Annotated in this window: 15 protein-coding genes and 1 tRNA gene; 11 read left to right on the forward strand and 5 right to left on the reverse strand. The window is 74.7% G+C overall.

Translation table 11 applies throughout. The annotated features are described in order from the left end of the window. The first annotated feature begins 74 nt into the window (after nucleotides 1–74). The 11 genes from ACK586_RS05750 (at nucleotide 75) to ACK586_RS05800 (ending at nucleotide 10,157) form a co-directional block, all read left to right on the forward strand. Nucleotides 75–542 (forward strand): winged helix-turn-helix transcriptional regulator, encoded by a 468-nt coding sequence (locus tag ACK586_RS05750; RefSeq protein WP_409329497.1) that lies wholly within the window; start codon nucleotides 75–77, stop codon nucleotides 540–542. 413 nt (nucleotides 543–955) lie between these two features. After that, nucleotides 956–2,623: a potassium/proton antiporter gene (locus tag ACK586_RS05755; RefSeq protein ID WP_409329498.1), complete on the forward strand. Its 1,668-nt coding sequence runs from the start codon at nucleotides 956–958 to the stop codon at nucleotides 2,621–2,623. A 403-nt stretch (nucleotides 2,624–3,026) separates the two neighbouring features. Then, nucleotides 3,027–3,323 carry an ArsR/SmtB family transcription factor gene (locus tag ACK586_RS05760; protein ID WP_409329499.1) on the forward strand — a complete coding sequence of 99 codons (297 nt, stop codon included), beginning with the start codon at nucleotides 3,027–3,029 and terminating at the stop codon, nucleotides 3,321–3,323. Continuing rightward, a complete protein-coding gene (locus ACK586_RS05765; RefSeq protein ID WP_409329500.1) occupies nucleotides 3,314–4,120 on the forward strand; it encodes an aquaporin in 807 nt (268 codons plus the stop codon). Before ACK586_RS05760 ends, ACK586_RS05765 begins: the two co-directional genes overlap by 10 nt. Next, nucleotides 4,117–4,806 carry an arsenate reductase ArsC gene (locus tag ACK586_RS05770; RefSeq protein ID WP_409329501.1) on the forward strand — a complete coding sequence of 230 codons (690 nt, stop codon included), beginning with the start codon at nucleotides 4,117–4,119 and terminating at the stop codon, nucleotides 4,804–4,806. The genes ACK586_RS05765 and ACK586_RS05770 overlap by 4 nt, the downstream gene beginning before the upstream one ends. Further along, complete coding sequence (locus tag ACK586_RS05775; RefSeq protein WP_409329502.1) at nucleotides 4,803–6,254, forward strand: FAD-dependent oxidoreductase; 1,452 nt, start codon at nucleotides 4,803–4,805, stop codon at nucleotides 6,252–6,254. Before ACK586_RS05770 ends, ACK586_RS05775 begins: the two co-directional genes overlap by 4 nt. A gap of 5 nt (nucleotides 6,255–6,259) precedes the next feature. Next, complete coding sequence (locus tag ACK586_RS05780) at nucleotides 6,260–6,739, forward strand: arsenate-mycothiol transferase ArsC (RefSeq protein ID WP_409329503.1); 480 nt, start codon at nucleotides 6,260–6,262, stop codon at nucleotides 6,737–6,739. A 153-nt stretch (nucleotides 6,740–6,892) separates the two neighbouring features. Further along, nucleotides 6,893–7,105, forward strand: coding sequence for a hypothetical protein (locus ACK586_RS05785; protein WP_409329504.1), 213 nt, complete (start codon nucleotides 6,893–6,895; stop codon nucleotides 7,103–7,105). A 37-nt stretch (nucleotides 7,106–7,142) separates the two neighbouring features. Then, nucleotides 7,143–8,237 carry an ArsO family NAD(P)H-dependent flavin-containing monooxygenase gene (locus ACK586_RS05790; protein ID WP_409329505.1) on the forward strand — a complete coding sequence of 365 codons (1,095 nt, stop codon included), beginning with the start codon at nucleotides 7,143–7,145 and terminating at the stop codon, nucleotides 8,235–8,237. Between the two features lie 743 nt (nucleotides 8,238–8,980). Then, a complete protein-coding gene (locus tag ACK586_RS05795; protein WP_409329506.1) occupies nucleotides 8,981–9,388 on the forward strand; it encodes a four-helix bundle copper-binding protein in 408 nt (135 codons plus the stop codon). 130 nt (nucleotides 9,389–9,518) lie between these two features. Next, a complete protein-coding gene (locus ACK586_RS05800) occupies nucleotides 9,519–10,157 on the forward strand; it encodes a DUF305 domain-containing protein (protein ID WP_409329507.1) in 639 nt (212 codons plus the stop codon). A gap of 71 nt (nucleotides 10,158–10,228) precedes the next feature. Here ACK586_RS05800 and ACK586_RS05805 read toward each other — a convergent pair whose 3' ends face one another. From ACK586_RS05805 to ACK586_RS05825, 5 genes are all read right to left on the reverse strand, one after another. Continuing rightward, nucleotides 10,229–11,116: a F510_1955 family glycosylhydrolase gene (locus ACK586_RS05805; RefSeq protein WP_409329508.1), complete on the reverse strand. Its 888-nt coding sequence runs from the start codon at nucleotides 11,114–11,116 to the stop codon at nucleotides 10,229–10,231. 82 nt (nucleotides 11,117–11,198) lie between these two features. Then, on the reverse strand, nucleotides 11,199–11,861 hold the full coding sequence (locus tag ACK586_RS05810; protein ID WP_409329509.1) for a DUF305 domain-containing protein: 663 nt from the start codon (nucleotides 11,859–11,861) through the stop codon (nucleotides 11,199–11,201). Nucleotides 11,862–11,960: 99 nt separating this feature from the next. Further along, on the reverse strand, nucleotides 11,961–12,458 hold the full coding sequence (locus ACK586_RS05815) for a hypothetical protein (RefSeq protein WP_409329510.1): 498 nt from the start codon (nucleotides 12,456–12,458) through the stop codon (nucleotides 11,961–11,963). Nucleotides 12,459–12,536: 78 nt separating this feature from the next. Further along, nucleotides 12,537–14,807, reverse strand: coding sequence for a heavy metal translocating P-type ATPase (locus tag ACK586_RS05820; protein ID WP_409329511.1), 2,271 nt, complete (start codon nucleotides 14,805–14,807; stop codon nucleotides 12,537–12,539). Nucleotides 14,808–15,237: 430 nt separating this feature from the next. Next, nucleotides 15,238–15,313: transfer RNA gene (locus tag ACK586_RS05825), tRNA-His, on the reverse strand. Nucleotides 15,314–15,344 lie beyond the last annotated feature (31 nt).

The following is a 15,344-nucleotide window of genomic DNA, read 5'->3' on the forward strand; positions in this document are numbered from 1 at the left end:
TGTTCCAAGTGACTGCCGAGGACTGTAGCCACGGTCACTTGGTTCTGCCAAGTCAGGGCGGCATACTGAAGGGCATGACGTCGACCGGGCCGCGCGCCGGCTGCTCCATCGCCGCCGCCCTGGGCGTGCTGGGTGACCGCTGGACGCTGCTGGTCGTGCGCGAGCTGCTCTACGGCGCCCATCGCTACGGGGAGATCGCGGCCGGCACCGGCGCGGCCACCGACGTGCTCGCCGCCCGGCTCCGGCGCCTGGTCGATGCCGGCGTCGTCGAGCGGCGGCCCTACAGCGAGCGGCCACCCCGGTTCGAGTACCACCTCACGGCGGCCGGCCGGGAGCTCGCGCCGGTGCTCGTGCTACTGCTCGGCTGGGGTGACCGCTGGGCCAACGACCAGGTGCCGGTGGTGCTGGAGCACGCGCCCGACGGCGGGCCGGCGCACCCGGTCCAGGCGCACGTCGCCTGCGCCACCTGCGGGCACGACCTCGGCGGAACGCCGCTGACCGCGCGGACGAGGCAGGGCGAGGCGCTCACCCTCGACGTGTGACGGTGCGGGCGGCGCCGGACACGTCGTCCCCGTCCGGGCCGCGAGAAACCAGGCAGGCACTGGCCGGCGAACCCGACCAGGGCCTCTCGTCGGGGTGGGTGACGGGGCTCGAACCCGCGAGCGAGACCGGTCCCGGGCCTGGTGGCCCGGAGGATGCTCAGGTCAGCCGCGCGAAGAGCGTCCCCCCGGGCGCCGTTGCCGATCCGGAGGGCATCCACGCCTCCGCGGCGGACACCGTGGGTGACGGGCCGCTGCCGGCACGCCACCCAGCCTGCCGGGGCGTCCGTGAAAGGATCGGGCCGCATCCCCGGCCGAAGGCTCCACGCCACCGTCGCGCCCTGGGTCGCGACCGGCCGTCACCCGGCGCTGGGCCTGCAGGGCGAGCACCGGCAGCGGCCGGGCTCATCCCCGCGATGCCGGCCGACAGCGGCGACCTGGTCGCAGGCCGGGCCGAGGAGGCGCCGAGGAGCATCGGGAGGGAGGAGATCGTGTCGGTCGCCGACCTCAACCTCGTGGTTCTCGCGGTGACCGGCTTGCTGCTCGTCGCGGTTGCGGCCGTCCGGCTGTCGACGCGGGCGGGGTTGCCGACGCTGCTCATCTACCTCGGTATGGGGCTCCTCGTCGGCGAGGCGGGGCTGGGGCTCGAGTTCGAGGACGCCGAGCTCACCCAGGTGGTCGGACTGGTGCTGCTCGGCGTCATCCTGGCCGAAGGTGGGCTGACCACCCGCTGGGCGGTCGTCCGTCCGGTGCTCGGACCGTCCCTGGTGCTGGCGACTCTCGGCGTGGCCGTCAGCGTGGCGGTCACCGCCGCAGTGAGCTACCTGGTCCTGCCCATCGACCTGCGCACCGCCGTCCTGCTCGGGGCGGTGGTGTCCTCCACCGACGCTGCGGCCGTGTTCTCCGTGCTGCGCCGACTGCCGCTGCGGCGACGGCTGGGCGCCACCCTGGAAGCGGAGTCCGGCTTCAACGACCCCCTCGTGATCATCCTGGTCACCCTGGTGGTCTCCGACGGCTGGGAGCAGGCGAACCCCCTGCTGGCTCTTGCCCAGGTCGTCTACCAGTTGGTCGCCGGTGCGGCCATCGGTCTCCTGGTGGCTCGGGTCGGTGAGGTCGTGCAGCGCCGCAGCGCGTTGCCGTCGGTGGGGCTCTACCCGATCGCGACCATCGCGATCGCCCTCCTGGCCTTCGCCGTCGCCGGCGTGGCCGGCGCGTCGTCGTTCATGGCCATCTACGTGGCCGGCCTGTGGCTGGGCAATGCGCGCCTGCCGCACCGCAACGCCACCCTCGGGTTCGCCGAGGGCCTGGCCTGGCTGTCCCAGATCGCGCTGTTCGTGATGCTCGGGCTGCTCGCCAACCCCGGGCGCCTCCCGGAGGCCCTCGTGCCCGCGCTCATCGTCGGGGGCGCGCTGTTGCTGCTCGCGCGTCCGATCTCGGTGGTCGTGAGCGTCACGCCGTTCCGGATCCCCTGGCGGGAGCAGGCCTTCATGTCCTGGGCCGGCCTGCGCGGCGCGGTGCCGATCGTGCTGACGACCATCCCGTTGAGCGCCGGCATGCCGGCTGCCGGACAGGTCTTCGACGTCGTCTTCGTGCTGGTGGTCGTCTTCACCTTGCTGCAGGCGCCCACGCTGCCGCCTCTGGCTCGGTGGCTCCGGGTCGGCGACGACGGTGACGCGACCGACGTGGCGATCGAGTCCGCTCCGCTGGAGTCCATCGACGCCGACCTGGTGGAGTTCACCGTGCCGCCGGGCTCGAAGCTCCACGGGGTGGCGATGTGGGAGCTGCGCCTGCCTCCGGGAGCGGTGGTGTCGCTCGTCGTGCGGGACGGGCACACCCTGGTGCCTGACCGGAACACGACCCTTCGCCTGGGCGACCAACTCCTGCTGATCGTTCCCAGTCGAGGGCGGCGCGAGGCGGAGCGCCGTCTCCAGGCCGTTCACCGGGCCGGTCGTCTCGCCCGCTGGCTCGGCGCGGAGCAGCCGACCGACGGCCGGACCGGGGACTCGCAGCCTCCTGGCCCCGCGGACGGGTGGCGGCGTGTTCTCCGGCGGCTGCGCGCGGCCACGTCGCAGCGCTCGCGGTGACCCGCTCTCCGGCGCTGACCCGGTCACACCACCGGGGGACTGCCGGGGGGCCGCTACCGCATGCCTCGAGGCCGGGGCTCGTGACCCCCGGATGCGGACCGGCCGCCAGCGGCCCGCCAAGGGGGCGCGGTGTGCGTGTGCGATCTGGTCGAGCCGGCCGGCGCAGCCAGGGCACCTCGGCTCGCACCTGGCCGAGCTGGTCGCCGCGGGAGTGTGCGGGAGCGAGAAGCGGGGCCGCACCGTGTGGTACTCGGTGAACCCGTCGGCTCGGGATGCCCTGCGGGCGGCGCTGGCCACCGGCTGACGCCCCACCCCGGCGGCGGCTGTTCGGGGGGCCGTCACCGACTGTTCGCTTGACCCGTGGACCCACCCGACGTCACATCAGTACGTGCTGACATCACCGGTGACTGACGAGTTGCTCCGGGCGCTGGCCGATCCCACGCGCGCCCGGATCGTCGAGCTGCTGGCCGGTGAGCAGCTGTGCGTCTGCCACCTGGTGGCGGAGATCGGCGCGAAGCAGACCAACCTCAGCAACCACCTGCGGGTACTGCGGGAACTGGGCGTGGTCGAGGCGGAACCCGCGGGCCGGTTCACCTACTACCGGCTGCGCACCGAGGTCCTCGAGTCGGTGGCGTCGCACTACGCCCAGCTGGCGTCCCGCTCCCGCCTGGCCCTGGCGGTGAAGCGGCCGTGCGAGTGAGCCTGCTGGCCCGTCAGGCGGTCGCGGAGTTCCTCGGCTCGGCCGGGCTGGTCGCCGTCGTCATCGGCTCGGGCATCGCGGCCTCCCGGCTCTCACCGGAGGACACCGGCCTGCAGCTGCTGGAGAACGCCCTGGTCACCGGCGCAGGCCTCGTCGCGCTCATCCTGGCCTTCGGCCCGGTCTCTGGCGGCCACTTCAACCCGGTCGTCACCCTGGCCGACCGCGCCCTCGGCGGGGTGAGCTCACGGCAGGTCGCGGTGTACCTGCCCGCGCAGTTCGCCGGCGGCGCCGTCGGCGCGATCGCGGCCAACCTCATGTTCGAACTGCCGGCGGTGAGCATCGCCGCCACCGAGCGCTCCGGCGCCGGGCTGCTGCTGTCGGAGGTGCTGGCCACCTTCGGCCTGGTCGTCCTGATCTTCGGCCTCGTCCGCGCCGGCCGCGGTGGACTGGCTCCCTTCGCGGTGGGCGCCTACATCGCCGCGGCCTACTTCTGGTCGTCGAGCACCTCGTTCGCCAATCCCCAGGTGACCCTGGCCCGGACGCTGTCGGACACCTTCGCCGGCATCGCCCCGTCCTCGGTCCCGCTGTTCCTGCTCGGGCAGCTGGTCGGTGCCGCCGCGGCGGTCGCCGTCGTGGTGCTGCTCTACCCGCGGATCCGCGAGAGCGCCGGCGCGGCCGTCGTACCCCACGACGGGCAACCCTCCGACTCCGCCGCTCCGGAGCCTTCCGGCGCCGCCACCGGCGGCGCCGTCCCCCACCCGGCGCCGACGTCGGCGCAGGAAGGAGCACGGCCATGACCGCGCACACGCCGGGCGATCAGGTCGCCCACGACCCGCAGGCGCGACGGATCGTCCACGACCTGGCCCGCGACTACGCCGACCGGTTCTCCCGCGAGGAGGTGGAGGCCGTCTACCGGGACAGCTACGACCGCCTCGCCGGAACCGCCCGGGTGACCGCCTTCCTGCCGGTGCTCGCCGGCCGGTTCGCCTGCGAGCGGCTCGACGCCCGTGCGGTGGCCGAGGGCAAGCGGGCACGCCGCGCCCCGGCCGTGCTCTTCGTCTGCGTGCACAACGCCGGGCGCAGCCAGATGGCGGCGGCGATGCTGCGGTCCTACGCGGGCGACTGCGTGCACGTCTACACCGCCGGCTCGGACCCGGCCGAGACGATCCACCCCGAGGTGACCGCGGCGATGACCGAGGTCGGGCTGGACCTCGGCCGGGAGTTCCCCAAGCCGCTGACCTCCGACGTGCTGTCGGCCGCCGACGTCGTGGTCACCCTCGGCTGCGGTGACGAGTGCCCGGTCGTGCCGGGCCGCCGCTACGAGGACTGGCCGGTGGCCGACCCCGCCGGCGCCACCGCGCCGCAGGTCGCCGCCATCCGCGCCGACCTCGACACCCGTGTCCGCGAGCTCATCTCCTCCCTGCTGCCCGACCTGGAGCTGCCGGCCCCGCTGTCCCCGCCGGCTGCCGCGGCGAGCCGGTGAGCGGCGGCCCTCGGCTGGTCGTCGTCGGCGGCTCGGACGCCGGCATCTCCGCCGCCCTGCGCGCCCGCGAGCTCGACCCGGACACCGACGTCACCGTCGTCGTCGCCGACGGCTACCCGAACTTCTCCGTCTGCGGCATCCCCTACTACGTCTCCGGCGAGGTCGGGCACTGGTCGAACCTGGCCCACCGGACCGCGGCCGACCTGAAGGCGACCGGCATGCGGCTGCGGCTGAACACCCGGGCCACCGCCATCGACGTCGACGGCCACCGGCTCGCCGTCCGCGACACCGACGGCGGCACCGAGACGCTGAGCTACGACCGGCTGGTCGTCGGCACCGGCGCGCAGCCGGTGCGCCCGCCCATCGAGGGCCTGACCGGCCCGCAGGCCCTCGGCCCGGAGGACGGGGTGCACCTGCTGCACACGATGGACGACACCTTCGCCCTCACCCGCACCCTCGAGCGGACGGGCGCCCGATCGGCGCTGATCGTCGGCGCCGGCTACGTGGGCCTGGAGATGGCCGAGGCGCTGACCACCCGCGGGCTGACGGTGCACCAGGTGGAGATGCTGCCCGAGGTGCTGGCCACCGTGGACCCCGAGCTCGGTGCGCTGGTCCGCGCCGAGCTGACCGGGCACGGTGTGCAGCTGGACGCCGGGGTGGTGGCGCACCGGATCGGGCCGGCGCCCGAGGGCGCCGCCGGCCGGCTGCGCGTCGAAGGGCATCCCGTCGACGCCGAGGGCAACGGGTCCGCGCGGAGCTGGGACGTGGACCTGGTGCTGATCACCGTCAGCGTGCAACCGGACACCGAGCTGCTCCTCGGCGCCGGCGCGGCCACCGGCGCCCGCGGCGCGGTCACCGTCGACGAGGGCATGGCCACCGGCCTGCCCGACGTGTGGGCCGCCGGGGACTGCGTGGTCACCCACCACCGCCTCGCCGGGGTGACCTACCTGCCGCTCGGCACCACCGCGCACAAGCAGGGCCGGGTCGCCGGGGAGAACGCCGTCGGCGGCGCTGCCCGCTTCGCCGGCAGCCTGGGCACCCAGGTGGTCAAGGTCTTCGACCTCGTCGCCGCCCGCACCGGGCTGCGGGAGCACGAGGCCGTCGTCGCCGGGTACCGGCCGGTCTCCACGACGACGGTCGCCGACGACCACAAGGCCTACTACCCCGGCGCCCGGCCGATCACCATCCGCGTCACCGGTGATGCGGACACCGGCCGGCTGCTCGGCGCCCAACTGGTCGGCGCCCGCGGCACCGAGACCGCCAAGCGGGTGGACACCTACGCCACCGCCCTGTTCCACGGCATGACCGTCGACGCCGTCAGCGCGCTCGACCTGTCCTACACCCCGCCGCTGGGCTCTCCGTGGGACGCCGTCCAGCTCGCCGCGCAGGCCTGGGTGCGCGACCACGCCCCGACCCGGCTGTCGTCGGGGGCGGGCGCGGCACCGTGACCGGCATGACCGCGCCCGGGACAGCCGGCACCACCACCCACGCCACCGCGGGCGCCCCCGCGGACCGGCGGCCCCGGGTGCTGTTCGTCTGCGCGCACAACGCCGGCCGCTCCGCCCTGGCCGTCGCGCTGGCCCGCCACCGCGCCGACGACCGCATCGAGGCCGAGTCGGCCGGCACGACCCCCGACCCCGAGCCGAGCGCATCCACCATCGCCACCCTCGCCGAGCTCGGCATCGACGCCTCGACCCACCGGCCCACCGCCCTCACCGCGGAACGCATCGTCGCCGCCGACGTCGTCGTCGCGATGAAGCCCGGCCTGGACCTGCCGCACGTCGACGGGGTGCGGTACGAGACGTGGAGCCTGCCCGACCCGGCCGGCTGGGACACCGAGGGCATCCGCCCGCTGCGCGACGAGATCGACCGCCGCGTCCAGGCCCTCGTCACCGACCTCACCGACATCCCGCCCGCCCCGGAGGCCCCGTGACCGACACGCCGTCCATCCTCTTCGCCTGCGCGCACAACAGCGGCCGGTCCGTCGCCTCGGCGGCGCTGGCCCGGCACTACGCCGGCAACGCCGTCGACGTGCGCAGCGCCGGCTCCGAGCCCGGCACCGCGGTCGAACCCCGCAGTCGCGCAGGTGCTCGCCGAGGTCGGCCTGCCGGTGACCGACCACACCCCGACGACGCTGGACCACGACCTGGTCGACGCCGCCGACGTGGCGATCATCCTCGGCTGCGGGGGGCGCATCGTCGCCGACCTCGACACCCGCGTCCGCGCGCTGCTCGGCGAGCTCGCCCCGGAGCTGGATCTGCCGCCGTCGGTGTTCGACACCGCCCCGGCCGGTACCTGACGACGGCCGCCGCGTGGTGCCCGACACCTCCAGGTCAGTGCCCCCACCGGAGCCGGCGGTCGACGTCGACGTGGTCGTCATCGGAGCGGGGCAGGCCGGGCTGGCCACCGGCTTCTACCTGACCCGGCGCACCTCGCTGAGCTTCGTCCTGCTCGAGGCCGACCCCGGCCCCGGCGGGGCGTGGCGGCACATGTGGGCCTCCCTGCGCGCCTTCTCCCCGGCGGCGTACAGCAGCCTGCCCGGCTGGCCCATGCCGCCGACGGCCGGCTACCCCACCCGCGACGAGGTCGTGACCTACCTGGGCGCCTACGCCGACCGGTACGCCCTGCCGGTGCACCGCCCGGTCCGGGTCACGGCCGTGCACCGCGACGGAGCCCGACTCGGAGTCACCACCGACAACGGGACCTGGTCCGCCCGGGCGGTCGTCTCGGCCACCGGCACCTGGGCCCGGCCGTTCTGGCCGCACCCCCGCGGCCAGGGCACCTTTCCCGGCCGGCAACTGCACGCCGCCGACTACGACTGCCCGGCGCCGTTCGCCGGGCAGCGGGTGGGCGTGGTCGGCGGCGGCAACAGCGCCGCGCAGATCGTCGCCGACCTGCACCCGGCCGCCGAGACCACCTGGTACCTCCGCCGGCCGCCCCGGTTCCTCCCCGACGACGTCGACGGACGGGCGCTGTTCGACCTGGCGACTGCCCGCTGGCGGGCCCGGCAGGCCGGGCGGCCCGATCCCGGCGGCGTCGGTGGCCTCGGCGACATCGTCGTCACCGGCCCCGTCCGCGCCGCCCGCGACCGCGGCGCCCTGACCCCGCGGCCGATGTTCTCCCGCCTCGCCGCCGGTGGCGCCGTCGGCCCGGATGGCCGTGAGCACCGCCTGGACGCGGTCATCTGGTGCACCGGCTTCCGCCCGGCGCTGGACCACCTGCGCCCGCTCGGGCTGCGCGAGGCGACCGGCCTGATCGGCGTCGCCGGCACCCGCGCCGTCGCCGAACCGCGGCTGTGGCTGGTCGGCTACGGCGACTGGACCGGCGACGCCTCGGCCACGCTCGTCGGCGTCGGCCGCACCGCCCGCGACACCGTCACCGAGCTCGCCGGTGCCCTCGGGCACCGGCCGCCGAGTCGAGCCGAACGCTAGCCACGGTTAGTCGTGGACGACGTCCGGTCGTCGCTACGGCAGCAGCGCGAGCAGGCAGGCAGACCCTGGTCTCGACGGACCGGGACCGGGACCGGGCCGGGACCGGGAGAGGCTTTGGTCGGCGAACCGACCAGGGCCTCCACCGCTAGGGTGAGTGACGAGGCTCGAACACGCGAGTGAGGCCGGTCCCGGGCCTGGTGGCCCGGCGAATGCGCAGGATAGCGGCCTCCTCGGACGTCCCGGAGCGGTCCTGAGCGGTTCTGTGCGGTCCTGCGCGGTCAGTTGCCCCCCATCTGCCCCCAGCTCCGGGACGCCTGCGGTGACCGGCAGCAGACCCGAAGCAGGCCCGTCCATACGCCGACGCTTAGGAGAGCCCTGCGGGGATTGCCGCCGGCCGCCGGCCGCCGGACAGGTCCGACGGTGATGAACGAGCAGCTCGCCACCGTCCGTCGCTACAAGCGAGCCGAGGTGGCGGCCGTGCGGCGCGCATCCGACTTCCACGCCCGCGCCGAGCCGGTCGACCACGCACGGAAAGGCGCGCCAGTTGCTCGTGCCAGTCGAGGCCCAGCGCGCGGGTCAGGACCGGGGCGCCGACGGTCGGCGCAGGAAACGGGCTCGCCGCAGATGACGACTTGGTGACGGCCGTGCGGGTCGCCCAGCAGCGGGTAGGGGCAGCGGGCCCGACGTGAGTCGCCGGCGGCAGCCGAGCCGCCGCGGGCGCCGGGGCGAACGAAGGAGATCCCATGGCCGTCGCCGCTCAGATGCTCGACACGTACCCCAAGGACCTCGGCGGAGTGGACATGGACAAGCTGGTCACCTGCCTGGAGGCGTGTGTCGAGTGCGCGCAGGCGTGCACCGCGTGCGCCGACGCCTGCTTGTCCGAGGACATGGTCGCCGAGCTGATCAAGTGCATCCGCACCAACCTCGACTGCACCGACCTGTGCGAGGCGACTGGCCGGGTGCTGTCCCGGCACACCGGATACGACGCGAACCTCTCGCGGGCGGTGCTGGAGGCGTGCGCGGCGGCGTGCAAAGCGTGCGGGGACGAATGCGAGTCCCACGCCGAGATGCACGAGCACTGCCGGGTGTGCGCCGAGGCATGCCGCCGCTGCGAGCAGGCGTGCCGCGACCTGATCACCTCGCTGGGCTGACCACACGCCCGATCCGGGCAGCCTCGTCCCGGCGCATCAGGACCAGCCGAACGGGCGCCGGGACGCCACGACATGACCATCGCCGCCGGCCTCCGGAGGAGGCGGCGGCGGGCGAACGGAGTACCACCTCATGGCGACCAAGAGCAGCAGCGAGGGCCACGCCCGCGGGCACGGCGGCGAGGGGGAGGACAACCACGACGCCTCCGGCGACGGTGCGATGCAGAAGAAGATGCAGCGGAAGATGTACCTGCGCTTCGCGGCGATGATCGCCACGTCCATGGTGGTCATGTACTGGACGATGTTCGCGGGCACGTGGGAGTGGAGCCACGTCCGCTTCAGCGAGAGCCGCGTCTTCATGGCGCTCACCATGGGCGGCACCATGGGGCTGGTCATGTTGGCCTGGATGCTCAACATGTACAAGAACATGAAGGGCAACATCGCCATCGTGGCCGTGAGCCTGCTGCTGTTGGGCGGGGGCATCGCCCTGGACCGCAGCCAGGCCACCGTCGACGACCGCAGCTGGATGAGCGCGATGATCCCGCACCACTCCCTGGCCATCACCCGGTCCGAGCGCGCCGACATCGACGACGTCCGCGTGTGCCAGTTGGCCGTCGAGATCATCCGGGCCCAGCAGCGTGAGATCGCCGAGATGGAGTGGCTGATTCGGGACATCGAGGAGAACGGGGAGGCCGAGACCGCCGAGGAGGCGCAGTCCCGGCCGGTGCCCGAGTTCGAGGGCTCGGCACTGCGCGACTGCCCGACCGGCTGACCAGCGGACCCGCGGCCGGGGCAGGGGAACTCCCATCCCACGGCCCGATCGCCGTCCGCGGCCCGGATGCTTCAGGTCGACAGCAGCGTGGTGAAGGTGACGCCACCGTCGGTGGACTCCAGCAGGCCGTCGTCGGTCACCGCGACGACCCGCAGTCGGCTGTTGGTAGTCGTCGCGGCGACGGCGTGCGGGGCCGCGTCCAGCTGCTCCTGTGGCTGCCAGCTCCTGGCGGGGTCGGTGCTGGTCCACACCGCACCGTCGGGGGTGATGCCGACCGCGGCGCTGCCGTCCTCGGACCAGGTGACCACCTGCAGCAGCTGGGCGCCGTCCACCGGCGCCCACGTGGTGCCGGCGTCGGCCGAGTGCATCAGTCCGGCGGCGGTGGTGGCCAGCACCCCGGCCCCGTCGGGGGCGGCGGTGAGGGTGTGCGGCTCGGCGGGGACGGCCAGCTGCTCCCAGGTGGAGCCGTCTGCGGTGCGGCGCAGTGCCCCGTCGTAGCCGATCGCGCCGCCGCCGGGCAGGGCGGTGAGGGCGTGGAAGTCCGACTCGCCGGCCCGGGACAGCGGCGTCCAGGTCTCGCCACCGTCGGTGCTCTCGATGAGCCCGACCGGGTTGGGCAGATCGGTGCGCAGCCCGGGGTGCCCCGACGCCAGGTAGTGCTCGGGGCCGGCGACGGCGAAGCCCATCAGGTCGATGACCGGGCCGACCGGGGACAGCCGGCCGTCGTCGTCGACCTCGACCAGGCCCTCGTGGGTGGCCAGCAGCAGCGCACCGTCGCCGGGATCGACGGCGACGGCGTGCACATGTGCAGCGGGCAGCGCGCCGGCGGCGCCCGAGGTGGACGGTCCGGTGGCAGCGGGGCCGTCGGTGGCCGCGCAGCCGGTCAGCAGGAGGAGCAGAGTGGCGCCGGCGAGGGGCCGGTGGGCGTGGGCGGATCGGGCGCTGCGGGACGTGGGCATGCGGGAACTCCAGGGCAGTGCAGGGGCGGATCGGGCCGGGATGCGGCGGGGCGGGCCGGTGGACCCGCCCCGCCGCGTCGGGTCAGCCGCCGAGCTCGGTGAGCAGCTGCTGCATCTCGGCGATCTCGGCGTTCTGGCTGTCGCGGATGGACTGGGCCAGCGCGAGCGCGTCGGTGTTGCGGCCGTTCGCCGCTTCCTCGGCCGCCATCCGCACCGCACCCTGGTGGTGCACGATCATCTGCTCGAGAAACAGGCGGTCGAACTCCGCGCCGGTGGCGGCCATCAGCGCGGCCATGTCGCCCTCGGACATCATCCCGCCCTCGCCGTGGCCCATGCCGCCCATGCCGTCGTCCATGCCGTCGTCCATGTGGCCGCCGTCGGCGTCCCAGTCGGCCAGCCAGCCGGTCATCGTCTCGATCTCCGGGTCCTGCGCGGCCTGGATGCGGGCGGCCAGGTCCAGCACCCGCGGATCGGCGGCGCGCCCGGAAGCCAGCTCGGCCATGGCGATCGCCTGACGGTGGTGCGGGATCATGTCGCGGGCGAAGGCGACGTCGGCGTCGTTGAAGTCGGCCTGCTCGGCCGACGAGCTGGCCGAGGAGCTGCTGCCGTTCATCATCGAGCCGTGCCCGCCGGCGTCGGTGTCATCGTCGGCGCAGCCGGCCAGGACGAGGCCGCCGGCGAGCAGGGCGGCGCCGAGGCCGGTCAGGCGTGCGGTGGTACGGGTGCGTGCGGTGGTGCGGGTCATGGCGTTCTCCGGATGTTGCGGAAGCGGATGGGGTGGCGTGCGCGGGCACCGCCGCCGGGCCAGCGCGGGGCTGGGGCGAAGGCGGTGGAGGCGGTCGGCCTAGATCCGCAGCAGGCAGAGGGAGTGCAGGTCCGGCGGGCGCAGCGGCGCCAGGCCGGTGTGCGCGTGGGTGCGCAGCCGCGCCCACGCCGCCGGCGGCAGCGTCTGCAGCCGGGGCAGCAGCAGGGCGAGCAGGACCGCGAGGCCGACGGCGAGCACCGCCAGGCACAGCGTCCACAGGTGCCCGGCCGGTCCGGCTGGCGCGCTGCCGTGCCCGGCGGTGAGCGCTCCGACCAGCGGAGCGGCCACGGTGGCCATTGCGGTGGCGTCGGAGAGGCTGCCGTGGTGCCCGCCGTGCGCCTCGAGGCCGGCACTCGTGGCGCCGGAGGACAGACCGCCGGGGTGTGGACCGCCGTCGCCCGGCGCGGCGAGGGTCACGGCGATCGGGGCGGCGCCGTGACCGGCCAGATGGTCGGTGCCGGCGGCGGTGCACTGCAGGCCGTGCATCGCGAAGACGGCGGCCAGCAGCAGCAGCGCCGTCCATGCTCGTGTCGCCATGCCCACCCCCTCCTCAGCGAGGCTACGACGCCGGGCGCCTTCGCCCGCCGGGAATGGTGCCCGGCGGGCGGAGGGCGGTCAGTGCCCGCCGGCGGTGGTCGGCTCGGCGGGCGCCGGGGTGGTCCGGCCGGCGGTGACCTCGGCGACGCTGGCTTCCGGGCTCAGGTCCAGCCGCCGCAGCAGCTGGGCGTTGGACGCCACGACGACTGTGGACAGGCTCATCAGCAGCGCCCCGACCTCCATCGGCAGGACGAACCCGACCGGGGCCAGCACACCGGCGGCGAGCGGGACCGCGATCAGGTTGTAGCCCGCACCGGCCCACAGGTTCTGCTGCATCTTGCGGTAGCTGGCCGTCGACAGCCGGATCACCGACACCACCGCGCGCGGGTCGGAGGAGGCCAGGATGATCCCCGCCGACGCGATGGCGACGTCGGTGCCGGCGCCGATCGCGATGCCCACATCGGCCTGGGCCAGGGCGGGTGCGTCGTTGACACCGTCGCCCGTGAACGCCACGGCCCGGCCCTGCTGCTGCAGGAGCGCCACCTTCTCGGCCTTGTGCTCCGGGCGGACCCCGGCGAAGACCTGGTCGATGCCCAGCTCCGCGGCGACCGCGCGGGCGACCGGCTCGGCGTCGCCGGTGATCATCACGACGTCGATGCCGAGGGCGTGCAGCGCGTCGACCGCCTGCCGGGACTCCGGCCGGATCTCATCGGCCAGCGCCAGAGCGCCGGCGGCCTGCCCGTCGACGAGCACGTGCAGCACCGTCGCCCCGGCCTCGGCCCATGGCGCGGTGTCCGGCAGCGGCGCCAGGCCGTGCTCGGTGAGCAGGTTCGGGCCGCCGACGGCGACGGTGTGCCCGCCGACGACGGCGGTCACCCCGACGGCGGCCGACGCGCGGAACTCGGTGGCCGGGGAGACCGGCAGGTTCCGCTGCCGGGCGGCGGTGACGATCGCCCGGGCCAACGGGTGCTCGCTGTCGGCCTCGGCGGCGGCGGCCAGGGCCAGCACCTCGTCCTCGGTGCGGCCGACGCCGACCACGTGGTTGACCGCCGGCTCGCCGCGGGTGAGCGTCCCTGTCTTATCGAACAGGACTGTGTCCACGGTGCGCATCCGCTCCATCGCGCCGCGGTCCTTGACCAGCACCCCGCCGCGGGCGGCCCGCTCGGTGGAGATCGACACGACCAGCGGGATGGCCAGGCCGAGCGCGTGGGGGCACGCGATCACCAGGACGGTCACCACCCGGGTCAGCGCGGACTCCGGCGTGCCGTAGACGGTCCAGACGACGGCGGTGACGATCGCAGCGGCGACGGCGAACCAGAACAGCCAGCCGGCGGCCCGGTCGGCCAGCAGTTGCGCGCGGGTGGTGGAGGACTGCGCCTCGGCGACCAGCCGCTGGATGCCGGCCAGTGCGGTGTCCTCGCCGACCGCGGCCACCCGTACCCGGATCGCGGTGTCGGTGGCGACCGTGCCGGCCACGACGGGATCGCCGACGCCGCGGCGGACGGGCTTGGACTCGCCGGTGATCATCGACTCGTCGACGTCGGCGGTGCCGTCGACGACCTGCCCGTCGGCGGGCACCCGCCCGCCGGGGCGGACGATGACCACGTCGCCGACGACCAGCTGCGCCGGCGGCACGGTGACCACCTGGTCGCCGACGACCTTCTGCGCCTCGTCGGGCAGCAGCGCCGCGAGGGAGTCCAGCGCGGAGGAGGTCTGCGCCAGCGAGCGCATCTCCAGCCAGTGCCCGAGCAGCATGATCACGATCAGCAGCGCCAGCTCCCACCAGAAGTCCACGTCGTGGGCGAGCACGCCGACGGTGGAGCCCCAGGAGGCGACGAAAGCGACGGTGATGGCCATGCCGATGAGCAGCATCATCCCGGGCTTGCGGGCCCGGATCTCGCCGATCGCACCGGTGAGGAACGGCCGGCCGCCCCAGACGTAAATGACCGTGCCCAGCACCGGGGACACCCACTCCAGGCCGGGGACGTCGGGCAGCGTGTAGCCGACGATGTCGGCGAACATGTCGCTGAGCAGGACCGTCGGCACCGCCAGCGCCAGCATCAGCCAGAACAGCCGGCGGAACATCGCCACGTGGTCGCCGCCGTGCCCCGCGTGCCCGCCGTGCTGCCCATGGCCGGCGTGGTCGCTGTGGGAGGACGCCGCGCCCTCGAGGTCCGAGGCAGCGGCGGCCAACGGGCCCTCGACATCCGGGGCGCGGTCGCCGACGACGACCGGCAGTCCCTGCCCGTGCGTCGGCCCGTCGCCAACGTCGTGGCCGGGGTCGTGACCCGGCCCTGCCGTGTCCGGCCGTCCGGCTGGACGGATCGGGCGGTCCATCGGATCTCGCATGACGATCTCCTCTGCCTGCATCTCTCCCGGCCGCTGCCCTCACCACGCGAGGAACGGTGTGGCGGTACGGAGGCTCCGACGTCGCCGAACTTATACCCCCATGGGGTATAGCGCCAGGGTCGACCGGCTGGACCGGTCGGGGGCTCTGCCGGGCAGTGCTCACCGATGGCTGCGGCGTGGACGTTCCCGGCCGCGACCGCCTGGCGGCGCACGACGCGGTGGTCCACGGCCGTGAGGACGGGAGCTGGCCCGACAGGCCGTGCCGGGCCGGCAGGGCTCGCGGCCTGCACCCCGGTAGCCACGGCGGCGGGGGGCGCCGGCCGGGTCCGGCCGCCCGCCACCGGCGACAACCAGAGGACGACGCACGCCGCAGCCGGCGCCGGAACGGACGAAGGCCCTGGTCGGCGAACCGACCAGGGCCTCCACCACGTGGGGTGAGTGACGGGGCTCGAACCCGCGACACCCAGGATCACAACCTGGTGCTCTACCAGCTGAGCTACACCCACCGTGCGCCCCCGCGGCACGCGCGCCCCGGGA

The sequence above is a fragment of the Trujillonella humicola genome (assembly GCF_046233715.1).
Lineage (GTDB): Bacteria > Actinomycetota > Actinomycetes > Mycobacteriales > Geodermatophilaceae > Trujillonella > Trujillonella humicola.